This window comes from Enterobacter sp. Crenshaw, from assembly GCF_024734705.1.
In the GTDB taxonomy this organism is placed as follows: domain Bacteria; phylum Pseudomonadota; class Gammaproteobacteria; order Enterobacterales; family Enterobacteriaceae; genus Enterobacter; species Enterobacter asburiae_B.
On record NZ_CP102932.1, the window covers coordinates 3128898 to 3142293 of the forward strand.

The following is a 13396-nucleotide window of genomic DNA, read 5'->3' on the forward strand; positions in this document are numbered from 1 at the left end:
GAGCCCTGCATGGAACTGCTCGAAGAGCACCGTTGTTTTGAAGGTCGACAGCAGCGCTGGCGGCATGATTCCACCGTCCTGAACTGTGCGATGACGTTCAGCATTTTCCTGCCGCCGACGGAAAATCCGCCGGTTCTGTTCTGGCTTTCGGGCCTGACCTGCAACGACGAAAACTTCACCACCAAAGCGGGCGCGCAGCGACTTGCCGCCGAGCTGGGCATTGCGCTGGTGATGCCTGATACCAGCCCGCGTGGCGATGATGTGGCCGACGATGCAGGATACGACCTGGGCAAAGGCGCCGGGTTTTATCTCAATGCAACCGAGCAGCCCTGGGCGCGCCACTACCGCATGTATGATTACATTCGCGACGAGCTGCCCGCGCTGATTCAGTCCGGGTTTGCGGTAAGCGACCGCTGCGCCATCAGCGGACATTCTATGGGCGGACACGGGGCGCTGATCATGGCGTTAAAAAATCCGGGAAAATACGTCAGCGTGTCGGCATTTGCACCAATTGTGAACCCAACGCAGGTGCCTTGGGGGCAGAAAGCCTTCACGAACTATCTGGGTGAAGATGAAACAAAATGGCAGGAATGGGACAGCTGTGCGCTGATGCTGGCCAGCAGCTCAGCAGATGCGATCCCGATGCTTATCGATCAGGGCGATGCGGATCAGTTCCTCGCCGGGCAGCTACAGCCTGCGGTGCTCGCAGAAGCGGCACGCCAGAAGGACTGGCCGCTGACGCTGCGCATCCAGCCGGGGTATGACCACAGCTATTTCTTCATCGCGTCCTTTATTGAGGATCATCTCCGCTTTCATGCGGAGCATTTGTTTGGGTAAGTGCGAGTGTGTGCGCTCTGATGCCCTCACCCTGGCCCTCTCCCACAGGGAGAGGGAACAAATACTAAAAACGGCAACTTACGTTGCCGTTTTGCTTTTACCCTGGCCGCATCAGAACTTGTAATCCACACCGACAAAGTAGCGACGGCCGTCTTCCGTATAGCTGTAATCGTCACGGCTCAGATCTTTATCCAGCAGGTTCTGCACGCCCGCGCGCAGCTTCACGCTTTTCGTCGCCTGCCACGCGGCGCCGGTATTCCAGATGACATAGCCACCCGGCGTTGCTGCACTGCTGGTCAGCGCGCGTTTCTCACCGGTGTAGTTGCCCTGAACGTAGAACGACCAGTCCTGCGTCGCCTTCCAGTCAACGGTACCGTTGGCGGTGTGGAACGGCAGATCGGACAGCGGCTTGTTGCCGCCGTTGCTGATATCGCGACCGTCGTTGTAGGTGTAGTTCAGGGTCAGTTTCCAGTCGTCCGCCAGCGGGAGTTTCAGCTCGGTCTCCACCCCGCGGATACGCGCCTTGTTAACGTTGTAGTAGCGGAAAATGGGTTCACCGTCCGCATTCAGGCCAACGTAGTTAGGGTAGCCCTGCGCCTGTTTCGCATTGGCCGTACGGCTGATGCTGATGCGGTCATCCACGTTATTCTGGAAGGTGGTGACGCTGGCCTGAACGCCCTCTAACCAGCCTTCTTCCCCGCTGTAGTACAGACCGAATTCAAAGCTTTCGCTGGTTTCCGGTTTCAGATCCGGGTTACCGACTATCTCACAGGCACCGCGACACGAGCCGGTGACCCAGTCCGGGCTCAGCTGGAGCAGTGACGGCGCTTTAAACGCGGTAGCCCAGCCCCCTTTCACCGTTACGGTATCGGTCGCGTTGTAAACCAGATAGGCTCGCGGGCTCCAGTGGTCACCGTAGGTATCATGGTCATCCATACGGATGCCGGTGGTCAGCGCCAGAGGTTCAAAGAGACGCCACTCATCTTCAAGGAACAGGGCATACTGGCTTGTCGAGGTACTGCTGCTGGAACCGCCCGTCAGGTTGACCGGATCTTTCAGCTTATCGTGACGCCATTCCCCGCCGAAGGTCAGCAGCTGGTTGATTTCACCCAGGGGCAGCACGTATTTTCCGTCCACCGCGTTGCTCTCGGAGGTGATCGGATTGCTGTTGCCCGGGTTTTTGTTATCCACCTTTTCGCCGTAAACCTTCAGCTCGCTGTTGCCGACGCCCCAACGGCCGTTGTGGCTGAGAGAGTAGTTCTGACGCTCAAGGCGGTTTTTGTCGAGGGAATCCGAGTCGCGATCCTGACGGTCGAAACCGTAGCCCGCCGTAAAGTCGTGATTTTCAGACGGTGTCCAGGCGAACTCCACATTCGCATCGCGGCTGGTGAAACCTTCAATGCGCGGCGTTTCACCGCTCGCCGTGGTAGAGGACTTCTGCTGACCGTCTTTCTCACGCTTCGCGAGGCTACCGTAGGCTTTCAGCCCCAGCAGACCGTCCACCAGCGGACCGCTGGTATAGAACTGACCGTTGTAGGTGTCTCCACGGTCGCGGTGCTCCTGAATCGTGGAATCGGCGCTCAGGGTGCCCGTCCATTTCTGGCCGATTTTTTTGGTGATAATGTTCACCACGCCGCCCAGCGCATCGGAACCGTACAGAGAAGACATCGGTCCGCGCACCACTTCGATTCGTTCGATGGCGTCAACCGGCACCCAGTTGAGGTCGAAATCATTATGGCGGAATACCGCGTTACGCGAGTTGACGCGCTTGCCGTCGATCAGGATCAGCGTATAGCTGCTGTCCAGTCCACGAATACTTACCCCTTTACGGTTGTCCCCTTCGCTCGTGAGCTGAACGCCCGGCACCTCCCGTAACACATCTTTCAGATTCTGAACGGGTTTGCGCTGCAAATCTTCCTGGGTAATCACGCTGATGCTTGCCGGGGCGTCTTTCAGGTTTTGCTCGGTCGCGGAGGCCGTTACAACCATTGTGTCGCCGGATTCCGCTGCGATAACAGGCAGGGCCAGGGACATTGCGGACGCACAAAGTCCTCCCCTGACGAAGGGATTCAACCTAAACATTCCATATCTCCATGAGGTAAATACAACTAAATCAAATCATCATTGCTCACAGCGTCTTCCTTGCCGCCCACATCTGCGGTGGGTCGGTGACACGCTTATTTTTGATAAAGATAAAGCAAACGATAATTATTATCAATTAAATTGTTAAGAAATATATCTTTGTATCAGAATGCGGGAATAAAAAAACCCGCTCGATTGAGCGGGTTAAAAGAGAGGAAGTGCGGTTATTGTTTAAATCGTTCCGGGAATTCCATTTCACTGTAGCGAACGAATTTTGTTCCTTTCGTCAGCTTGTAGCCAAACCAGATGACGAGGAACAGCGGAATACCAATGTAGGTCGCCGTCACGGCGCCCCAGTCAATGGTGTCCGCCAGGAACGCTTCATAGTTCTGTCCCAGCGTAATGATCAGGCACAGAATGAAGGCGAAAATAGGACCCAGTGGGAAGAAGCCGGAGCGATACGGCAGCGAGTTAATATCGTGACCCTGCTTGACGAAACCGCGGCGGAAACGGTAGTGGCTAATAGCAATCCCCAGCCAGGCAATAAAGCCCGTCATCCCGGACGTGTTAAGCAGCCACAGGTACACCGTCTGGTTGCCAAACATGGAGGTCAGGAAGCACAGACCGGCAATAACCGTTGTGGCGTACAGCGCGTTACGCGGTACACCGCCACGGGACAGCTTCGCGAAGATACGCGGCGCCTTACCGTCGCATGCCAGCGTGTAGAGCATACGGGTGGACGCGTACATCCCGGAGTTACCGGCTGAAAGCACAGCGGTCAGGATAACGGCGTTCATCACTGCCGCAGCTGAAAGCAGACCGGCGTGCTGGAAGACCAGCGTGAACGGGCTGACGCTAATGTCTTTTACGTCATTACGCAGCAGGCTTGGATCGGTGTACGGGATGATCAGGCTGATAATCAGGATCGCGAACACATAGAACAGCAGGATACGCCAGAATACCTGACGGACCGCACGCGGAATATTTTTCTCCGGGTTCTCTGACTCACCGGCGGCGATACCAATCAGCTCGGTACCCTGGAACGAGAAGCCGACAATCATCGCCACGCCAATCATCGCCGAAAGGCCACCGGCAAACGGCGCATCGCCTATCGCCCAGTTACTCCAGCCCGCAGGTTCTGCGCCTTTGAAAATACCAACGATCATCGCCACACCGACGACGATAAAGATGATGACGGTTGCCACTTTGATCAAAGAGAACCAGTATTCCGCTTCGCCGAAACCGCGCACGGAGATGTAGTTCAGCAGGAAGATGACGGCGAGGAACAGGGCGCTCCAGATCCAGCCCGGCGTATCCGGGAACCACCAGTTCATCACCAGCTGTGCGGCGACAAGGTCAACGGCGATAGTGACCGCCCAGTTGTACCAGTAGTTCCAGCCCAGCGCGAAGCCGAAGCCTTCTTCAACGTATTTTTGACCGTAGGTCGAGAACGAACCGGATACCGGCATGTACGCGGCCAGTTCGCCGAGACTGGTCATCAGGAAGTACACCATCAGGCCAATCAGGATATAAGAGAAGAGTGCCCCACCCGGGCCTGCTGCCGAAATCGTTGCGCCAGAGGCAACGAAAAGACCTGTACCGATTGAGCCGCCAATGGCGATCATCGTCAGGTGACGCGCCTTGAGTTCACGACGTAGCGTGGGCGCTTCTGTGGTTTTAATTTCTGAAACCATATGAAAATGCTGTCCATTTAATAAATGAGGCGCGATTGTAGCAGACGATCCGCGTTCCTTCCGGCAGAAATACTCAGTTATAAGAGAGCTTCATGACTCGGCCAGGATTATAAGTAAAGCATAAAAACGTGGGGTGACAGGCGCGCGTAGCCCCGGTAAGCGAAGCGCCACCGGGAAACGTTAAATGGCGCAGTAGCGCAGAAAACGCTGCAGAGAGCTGGAAAGGTGTTTCTGACGATGATGGATGCACCACAGGGTACGCACCAGTTTCGGCAACGGAACCGGGATTTCAACCAGCGACCCCGTCTCAAGCTGTTCGGCAATGACGCGCCGGGAAAGACAGCTGATTCCCAGGCCATGACGCACCGCGTGCTTGATAGCCTCAGAGTTCCCAAGCTCCATCCCTAACTGGAAATGCGGCAGATGGGAAAGCAGCAGATAATCGACAATTTCACGCGTGCCGGAGCCCTGCTCGCGCAGGATCCACTGCGCCTGCGCCAGGCGCTCCAGCGTCACCTCGCCCTGCAATAACGACGAAGCCGGGGACGCAAACACCACCAGTTCATCCTCCAGCCAGGGCTCGGCAATGATATCGACGTTATGGCAGGGTCCTTCGATGAGGCCGATATCCACGCGGAAATCAATCACCGCGTTGATAACGTCCTGGCTGTTACCCACGCTCATCTCCAGCGGCAGGGTCGGGAAATCCCGGCGGTAGCGGGCAATCACTTCCGGCAGAATGTAGTTCCCAATGGTGCTGCTGGCGTAGACGCGGATCGCGCCGTTGTCTTCGCGGAACAGCTGCTCGATTTCGATAGCCTGCTCCAGCAGCGCCAGCGCGCGTGGATAAAGAAGACGGCCGTGCTCGTTGACCACCAGACGCTTCCCTACCCGGTCGAAAAGCTGAACGCCCAGCTGTCCTTCAAGATCGGTCAACGCCGCGCTGACCGCAGACTGCGAGAGCGCCAGCATTTGTGACGCCTGGGTCGTCGAGCCGCTTTTCAGCACCTCGGCAAACACTTCCAGCTGACGCAATGTAATGTGCATGGTTGCTTACCACTTATATAGATTGATTATAAGTATATAATCAATTTTATTTTTAAGCCAGAGCGCCGTAACCTTTAGCCAGACAAAGGAGAAGGTTATGTCAGAAATCACCCTACAACATCATCGTACAGTGTGGCACTTCGTGCCGGGCCTTGCGCTTAGCGCAGCAGTGACCGCCGTAGCGCTATGGGGCGGCAGCATCCCGGCTATCGCGGGCGCAGGTTTCAGCGCGTTGACGCTGGCCATTTTGCTGGGCATGGTCGTGGGAAATACCGTTTACCCGCATATCTGGAAATCCTGCGACGGCGGCGTGATCTTCGCCAAACAGCACCTGCTGCGTCTCGGGATCATCCTTTACGGCTTCCGTCTCACCTTTTCGCAGATTGCGGACGTGGGCGTGAGCGGAATCGCTATCGACGTCCTGACCCTGGCCAGCACCTTTTTGCTGGCCTGCTTTATCGGCCAGAAAGTCTTTGGCCTGGATAAGCAAACCAGCTGGCTGATCGGTGCCGGGAGCAGTATCTGTGGGGCCGCGGCGGTGCTGGCAACAGAGCCCGTCGTTAAAGCCGAAGCCAGCAAGGTGACCGTGGCGGTGGCGACGGTGGTGATCTTCGGTACGCTGGCGATCTTCCTCTACCCGGCGATGTATCCGCTGGTTGCCCACTGGTTTAGCCCGGAAACCTACGGCATCTATATCGGTTCGACCATGCACGAAGTAGCGCAGGTAGTTGCGGCAGGACATGCCATTAACCCGGAAGCCGAAAACGCGGCGGTGATTGCCAAAATGCTGCGCGTAATGATGCTGGCACCGTTCCTGATTTTCCTCGCGGCTCGGGTTAAGCAGCTGGCTCCGGCAGGCGGCAGCGAGAAAAGCAAAATCACCATTCCGTGGTTTGCGATCCTGTTCATCGTGGTTGCTATCTTTAACTCCTTCCACCTGCTGCCGAAAGCGGTGGTGGATATGCTGGTGACGCTGGATACCGTGCTGCTGGCGATGGCCATGGCGGCGCTGGGGGTCACCACACACGTCAGCGCGCTGAAAAAAGCCGGTGCCAAACCGCTGCTGATGGCGCTGGTGCTCTTCATCTGGCTGATTGTCGGGGGCGGTGCGATTAACCTCGCGGTCCATAGCCTGATGGCATAAACCATTTCGTCCTTCTCCTGCTAACCCGCTATCATAAGCGTTTCGGGTTAGCAGGAGTTTTTTTATGAAATATGTTGGAGCGCACGTCAGCGCTGCAGGTGGCCTTGCGAATGCCGCCATTCGCGCCGCCGAAATCGAGGCGACCGCTTTCGCCCTGTTCACCAAAAACCAGCGCCAGTGGCGCGCCGCGCCGCTCACCGCTGACGTGATTGATGATTTCAAAGCCGCCTGTGAAAAGTATCACTACGGGCCAGGCCAGATCCTTCCCCACGACAGCTACCTGATCAACCTCGGTCACCCGGTTGAAGAGGCGCTGGAAAAATCCCGCGAGGCGTTCCTTGATGAAGTTCAGCGCTGCGAACAGCTTGGGCTGACGCTGCTGAACTTCCATCCGGGAAGCCATCTGATGCAAATCGATGAAGATGCCTGCCTGGCGCGCATTGCCGAATCCATCAACATCACGCTGGACAAGACCAAAGGCGTCACCGCGGTAATAGAGAATACCGCCGGTCAGGGCAGCAACCTCGGCTTTAGGTTTGAACATCTGGCGGCGATCATCGACGGCGTGGAGGATAAATCCCGCGTTGGCGTGTGCATTGATACCTGCCACGCGTTTGCCGCCGGCTATGACCTGCGCACCACCGAGGCAACGAAAAACACGTTCGATGAGTTCGAGCGCATTGTTGGCTTTAAGTACCTGCGCGGAATGCACTTAAACGATGCGAAAAGCGCCTTTGGCAGCCGCGTTGACCGCCACCACAGCCTGGGCGAAGGCAACATTGGCCACGATGCGTTCCGCTTCATTATGCAGGACGCCCGCTTCGACGGTATTCCGATGGTGCTGGAAACCATTAATCCGGACATCTGGGCAGAAGAGATTGCCTGGCTGAAGGCACAGCAAACCGCTGAACAGGCGGCATAAAAAAAGCCGGGTGCATTATGCAACCCGGCTTTTTTGTGGTTTATCGCTTACGCTGCTTTCGCCACGACTTCCGCTTCAGGACGTTTCAACACCGCGTATGACAGACCCGCCACCAGCGTACCGGCAACAATGGCCAGCAGATAGCCCAGGACCGGGGTGATGGCGCCAGGGATCAGCAGCACGAACAGACCGCCGTGTGGTGCCATCAGCTTCGCGCCAATCGCCATGGAGATTGCACCCGTTACCGCGCCACCCGCGATACAGCACGGCAGTACGCGCATTGGGTCACGAGCCGCGAACGGAATCGCACCTTCGGTGATGAAACACAGACCCAGAACCAGCGCCGCTTTGCCGCCTTCCTGCTGTGCTTTATCGAACTTACGACGGGCAATAATCGTCGCCAGGCCGAGCGCCAGAGGAGGCACCATACCTGCCGCCATGATCGCTGCCATTGGCGCGTAGGTCTGGGTACTCAGCAGGCCAACACCAAAGGCGTACGCCGCTTTGTTCACCGGACCACCCATGTCGGTACACATCATGCCGCCGAGAATTGCGCCCAGCAGAACCGCGTTCGCGGTGCCCATGGTTTGCAGCCAGTGGGTCAGACCCGCCAGGATGCCCGCAACCGGCTTACCAATCAGGTAAATCATCGCCAGGCCGACCACCAGGCTGGAAATCAGCGGGATGATCAGAATCGGCTTCAGCGCTTCCATACTCTGCGGCAGCTTGAGCTTCGAGCTGATGAGCTTCGCGACGTAACCGGCCAGGAAGCCCGCGATGATACCGCCGATAAAGCCAGAACCGGTGCTCACGGCCAGCATACCGCCGATAAGCCCCGGCGTCAGGCCTGGACGGTCAGCGATGGAGAAGGCAATAAAGCCTGCCAGAACGGGAACCATCAGTGCGAACGCGGAACCGCCGCCAATCTGCATTAACGCAGCGGCCAGCGTGCCTTGCTCTTTAAACGCGGTAATACCAAATGCGAACGAGAGGGCGATACATAGACCACCCGCAACTACCATCGGCAGCATGTAAGACACACCGGTCAACAGATGGCGATAGGCGCCTGCAGACTCTTTCTTACCTTCCGTCGCGGTTTGACGCGCGCCGGTTGCCTGATACGGCTTCGCTTCCACCAGCGCTTTATCAAACTCCTGCGCGGTCTTTTTCAGCGCCAGGCCGGTAGACGTGCGGTACATTGGCTTACCGGCAAATTTCGCCAGGTCCACTTCGATATCCGCCGCCACGATCACCAGGTCGGCCTCAGCCACTTCTTCTGGGGTGATCGCGTTGCCGGCACCGACGGAGCCGCGCGTTTCAACTTTTACCCACCAGCCGCGTTTTTTCGCTTCGGTTTCAATGGCTTCAGCCGCCATAAAGGTGTGAGCCACGCCCGTCGGGCAGGCCGTCACCGCAACAACGCGTTTCGGCCCCGTGGCCGCAGCCGGTGCCGTCGCGACAGGCGCGCTATAGACAGACGCGTGCCCTTTCGCTTCGCTCAGGAACAGTTCCGGATGTGCCACCGCGCGATTAATATCGCCCAGCCACACTTTTTTGCCGTTCAGCGCATTGTCAGCCGGGATGTTGTCGCCCAGGACAATGACCAGTTCGGCATCGCCCGGGTTATCAATGATCTCGAGATGTGCTTTGTTCGCCGCCGCTCCCAGCAAGGTCTTCGCCATATAGGCGCGAGCCTGTCCGAGACCGGAGTCAATGATCAGCAGCGTTTTCATTATTCCTCTCCTGCTGTTAGTTAAAAGGTTTTAAGTCAACGCGCGCCATCATCGCGGCTAACTGGGTACGATCGGTAATACCGACATTGCTCTGGCTTACGGCCAGGGCAGCAACGGCAGTGGCAAGACGTAAAGTATGTTCACTGGATTCACGCATCAGCAGACCATAAATCAGGCCGCCAACCATCGAATCCCCTGCGCCAACGGTGCTGACAACGTCAACCGACGGCGGTTTGGCGATCCATTCGCCAGAAGCGTTAACCCACAACGCTCCTTCTGCACCAAGCGAGATAACCACGTGAGCGATACCCTGCTCGCGCAGCGCATGGGCAGCGTCAATCACATCTTTTAATTCCGGCAGCTTACGACCCGCCCAGATCTCCAGCTCGCGGCGATTCGGCTTCACCAGCCACGGCGAAGCTTTCAGACCGGCAACCAGCGCGTCGCGGCTGCTGTCAAAAATAATGCACGGGCACTGGCTGCGCAGACGCGTCATCCAGTCGGTAAACGCTTCCGGGCTCACGCCGGACGGCAGGCTGCCGCTGACGCAGACCATGTCAAACTGACCAAGCCAGGTCAGAGAGTCGTTAACAAAACGCTCCCAGTCAGACGGCGTCACTTCGAAGCCAGAAAAGTTCAGATCGGTCACTTCACCGTCTTTCTCCGTCAGCTTGACGTTGATGCGGGTGCGGCCCTGAACAACCTGAAAACGGTTGGCAATGCCCAGCTCGCTGAACAGCTGCTGGAAACCATCCTGGTTATCTTTACCGAGGAATCCACCCACGGTGACGTCGATACCGAGATCCTTGAGCACTTTCGCGACGTTAATCCCTTTGCCCGCTGCATGCAGGCCGGTGGTACGCACGAGGTTGACTTCGCCGCGCTCAATTTCCGGGCAAAATCCTACCAGGTCATAAGCCGGGTTCAGCGTAATAGTCGCAACACGTCTGCTCATTATGCGCCCTCCCCCAGACCTGCCGCGATGGCGTCGCCAATCGCTTTCAGCGCCTGTTCAGCATCAGCACCCTGCGCGGTGAAACGCAGACGGTGGCCTTTCTTCACGCCCAGCGCGACCACTTTCATCAGACTACGGCCGTTGGCCGGTTTGCCCGTGCCATCAAGATTCGCCACGGTGATCTCACTCTCGAATTGTTTAATGGTATTCACCAGCATGGTGCCCGGACGGGCATGCAGGCCGTGCTCGTTGCGTACCACGAACTCCGCGGTCTGCACGTCTTCGGTCGGCGCATCATCACTGGTCAGCAGTGCCAGCACGGTGGAGGCATCAGCGTTCAGCAGTTTTTCAGCTTGGTTGTTCAGCAGCAGATCGCCAAGACGCTTCAGCACGGAAACCGGCTGCTCATCGTTCATTGCCACGGTCACCAGCATGGCCGCGCGCTCGCCTTCTACGTCAAACGCATTAGCCGCGCGGCTCACGGCGATAGCGCTGCGCAGGTTGCCTTCAGCACTGTCGTTCAGCCAGATACCCTGACCCAGATTCAACGGCTTATCGTTAATCACGCGCGTCACAAACGTGGCATCCGCCGCGCCGGCTTCTTTCAGACGACCCGCGTTCAGCGCCTGCAGCGTCACCAGATCGGAGGCAACCACGTCCAGCGTCAGCGTTTCGTTATCCAGCTTCAGCGCTTCGCTCTGTTTTTCGCCCATCAGCAAGGCGCGCAGCTCTTCAGCTGTGGTCGCGGACTTCAGCTGTTCAGCCACATCGTCATCGCTCAGGACATGCGTCAGCTGACGCAGCAGGCCTAAGTGTTCGTCGCTGCTGGCCGCGATACCGATAGCCACATACGCCACCTGACCGTTGCCCCAGAGCACGCCCTGCGGGAACTGATAAACCTGAACGCCGGTTTTCAGCACCTGATCGCGGGTGTCGGTTGTGCCGTGCGGAATGGCAATGCCATTGCCGAGGAAGGTTGAGGTCTGCTGCTCGCGGGCCAGCATGCCGTTTACATAGCCGTCCGCGACGTTACCCGCCTGCACAAGCGCAGCGGCAACCTGGCGAATAGCCTCTTCTTTATCCCCGGCCTGAGCGCCCGGGTGGATATCCTGAACAGATAACTGGAACATGGTTCTCCACTCCTGCTGAACTTGAATCGTTTCAGCTTTAATGAGAAAAAATGCGCTAGCCTGCTCCGTTTGTTAAAACAAGATAGCGCTGAAACGTTCCAAAAAGTCTTGCGCTTTCTGCAAAGTCTTGCAAGTAAACTCGTATTTGCGATATCAGAATTTAGAGATACAGCACATTTCTTCTTCGTTCAGCTGAATTTTGCTGAAGTTCAGCAAGACAGTTTCAGCTAAGGTCAGCCGGGTGGGACGGAAGTTGAAATGCCATTTTGATTTTTCGTGGCATCATTGACCGCACCCACTGTTTATTTTTTAGCTGACGGCGTAAACTCCGCCCCTCTCTGCTACTCGCTAATTATAAAACATGCATAACACCCCTGCGGCCGTCTCGCCGAAGCCCTTTGATTTGACCTCCGCGGCGTTCCTGGTTGTTGCCTTCTTCACGGGCATTGCCGGTGCGTTACAGACGCCAACATTGAGCCTATTTCTGACAAATGAGGTTCACGTCCGCCCGGCAATGGTCGGCTTCTTTTTTACCGGAAGCGCCATCATCGGCATCCTGGTCAGCCAGTTTCTGGCGGGACGCTCCGACAGAAAAGGCGATCGCAAAAGCCTGATCGTTTTCTGCTGTCTGCTCGGGGTCATGGCCTGCGTTCTGTTTGCATGGAACCGCAACTATTTCATTCTGCTCTTCGTCGGGGTATTCCTGAGCAGCTTTGGCTCAACGGCGAACCCTCAGATGTTCGCCCTTGCCCGCGAACACGCCGACCATACCGGACGTGAAGCGGTGATGTTCAGCTCTGTCCTGCGTGCTCAGGTGTCGCTGGCATGGGTGATTGGCCCGCCGCTGGCCTACGCGCTGGCGATGGGTTTTGGCTTTACGGTGATGTACCTGAGCGCGGCCGTCGCGTTTGTGGTGTGCGGCGCGCTGGTGTGGTTCTTCCTGCCGTCCATGCGCAAAGAGCCGAAAGTGGCAACGGGCGTGCTGGAAGCGCCGCGCCGCAACCGCCGCGATGCCCTGCTCCTGTTTGCTATCTGCACGCTGATGTGGGGCACCAACAGCCTGTATATCATCAATATGCCGCTGTTTATTATTGATGAACTGCATCTGTCGGAAAAGCTGGCGGGCATCATGATGGGCACCGCGGCCGGGCTTGAGATCCCGACGATGCTGATTGCGGGCTATTACGCAAAGCGCTTCGGAAAGCGTTTTTTAATGCGCATCGCCGCCATCGCCGGTCTGCTGTTTTATATCGGTATGCTGACGGTACATACGCCGGGGCTGTTGCTGGCTTTACAGCTGCTGAACGCCATCTATATTGGCATTCTCGCCGGGATAGGGATGCTCTATTTCCAGGATCTGATGCCGGGTCAGGCAGGCTCTGCCACCACCCTTTATACTAATACCACCCGCGTGGGCTGGATTATCGCGGGCTCAATGGCCGGTGTCGTTGCCGAAATCTGGAACTATCACACGGTGTTCTGGATTGCGCTGGTGATGTGCACGCTGACGATCGGCTGTCTGGCGAGGATTAAAGACGTTTAGGGCGCGGTGAGCGCTTCCAGCTCAAGAAGGTACGTCATCGCCTGCCCTCGCGTGCTGCCACACATTTCTGCCGTGGGCTGAAGCCCGGAGCAGACTTTCGGGCGCAGCGGTGAGCCAAAGATCATGCACAGGTTCGTTTCCGAGAGCTGAACGCAGCGGGTATTGGCAGGCTTGCCCTCCGGCATTCCTGGAATGGGGCTTGAAATGGACGGTGCAGTACAGCACGCGCCACAATCGGGACGGCAATCCATAAATGCTCTCTTTCGCTGACGATCGCCCGCGCAGTCGGGCATCGCGCGCACAGTAACA

Annotated in this window: 11 protein-coding genes; 4 read left to right on the forward strand and 7 right to left on the reverse strand. The window is 57.2% G+C overall.

The window, feature by feature from the left end; all coding sequences use genetic code 11:
* Nucleotides 1-9: 9 nt before the first annotated feature.
* Nucleotides 10-837, forward strand: a complete 828-nt coding sequence (fghA, locus tag NWV12_RS14935) for an S-formylglutathione hydrolase (protein WP_048979996.1) — start codon at nucleotides 10-12, stop codon at nucleotides 835-837.
* A 111-nt stretch (nucleotides 838-948) separates the two neighbouring features.
* On the opposite strand, the gene cirA is transcribed toward fghA, so the two are convergent.
* The 3 genes from cirA to yieE form a co-directional block, all read right to left on the reverse strand.
* On the reverse strand, nucleotides 949-2919 hold the full coding sequence (cirA, locus tag NWV12_RS14940; protein ID WP_048979998.1) for a catecholate siderophore receptor CirA: 1971 nt from the start codon (nucleotides 2917-2919) through the stop codon (nucleotides 949-951).
* 224 nt (nucleotides 2920-3143) lie between these two features.
* Nucleotides 3144-4613 carry an amino acid permease gene (locus NWV12_RS14945; RefSeq protein WP_023336352.1) on the reverse strand — a complete coding sequence of 490 codons (1470 nt, stop codon included), beginning with the start codon at nucleotides 4611-4613 and terminating at the stop codon, nucleotides 3144-3146.
* Between the two features lie 180 nt (nucleotides 4614-4793).
* A complete protein-coding gene (gene yieE, locus NWV12_RS14950) occupies nucleotides 4794-5660 on the reverse strand; it encodes a DNA-binding transcriptional regulator YeiE (RefSeq protein ID WP_023312476.1) in 867 nt (288 codons plus the stop codon).
* A 97-nt stretch (nucleotides 5661-5757) separates the two neighbouring features.
* On the opposite strand from yieE, the gene NWV12_RS14955 reads away from it, so the two are divergent.
* Together NWV12_RS14955 and nfo are read left to right on the forward strand one after the other, a co-directional pair.
* Nucleotides 5758-6804 (forward strand): YeiH family protein, encoded by a 1047-nt coding sequence (locus NWV12_RS14955; protein WP_048979999.1) that lies wholly within the window; start codon nucleotides 5758-5760, stop codon nucleotides 6802-6804.
* 64 nt (nucleotides 6805-6868) lie between these two features.
* Nucleotides 6869-7726 (forward strand): deoxyribonuclease IV, encoded by an 858-nt coding sequence (nfo, locus tag NWV12_RS14960; RefSeq protein ID WP_045354228.1) that lies wholly within the window; start codon nucleotides 6869-6871, stop codon nucleotides 7724-7726.
* A gap of 47 nt (nucleotides 7727-7773) precedes the next feature.
* Here the strand turns inward: nfo and fruA are convergent, their stop codons facing one another.
* The 3 genes from fruA to fruB are packed head-to-tail and all read right to left on the reverse strand — an operon-like array spanning nucleotide 7774 to nucleotide 11544.
* Nucleotides 7774-9459, reverse strand: coding sequence for a PTS fructose transporter subunit IIBC (fruA, locus tag NWV12_RS14965; protein WP_048980000.1), 1686 nt, complete (start codon nucleotides 9457-9459; stop codon nucleotides 7774-7776).
* A gap of 16 nt (nucleotides 9460-9475) precedes the next feature.
* Nucleotides 9476-10414, reverse strand: coding sequence for a 1-phosphofructokinase (gene fruK / locus NWV12_RS14970; protein ID WP_014170919.1), 939 nt, complete (start codon nucleotides 10412-10414; stop codon nucleotides 9476-9478).
* Nucleotides 10414-11544 carry a fused PTS fructose transporter subunit IIA/HPr protein gene (gene fruB, locus NWV12_RS14975; RefSeq protein WP_048980003.1) on the reverse strand — a complete coding sequence of 377 codons (1131 nt, stop codon included), beginning with the start codon at nucleotides 11542-11544 and terminating at the stop codon, nucleotides 10414-10416. Before fruB ends, fruK begins: the two co-directional genes overlap by 1 nt.
* 361 nt (nucleotides 11545-11905) lie before the next feature.
* Here fruB and setB point away from each other — a divergent pair, with 361 nt between their 5' ends.
* A complete protein-coding gene (gene setB, locus NWV12_RS14980; RefSeq protein ID WP_048980004.1) occupies nucleotides 11906-13087 on the forward strand; it encodes a sugar efflux transporter SetB in 1182 nt (393 codons plus the stop codon).
* On the opposite strand, the gene NWV12_RS14985 is transcribed toward setB, so the two are convergent.
* The gene (locus NWV12_RS14985; RefSeq protein WP_023312483.1) at nucleotides 13084-13338 is read right to left on the reverse strand and encodes a YkgJ family cysteine cluster protein; all 255 of its coding nucleotides are present in this window, start codon (nucleotides 13336-13338) and stop codon (nucleotides 13084-13086) included. The genes setB and NWV12_RS14985 overlap by 4 nt on opposite strands.
* Nucleotides 13339-13396 lie beyond the last annotated feature (58 nt).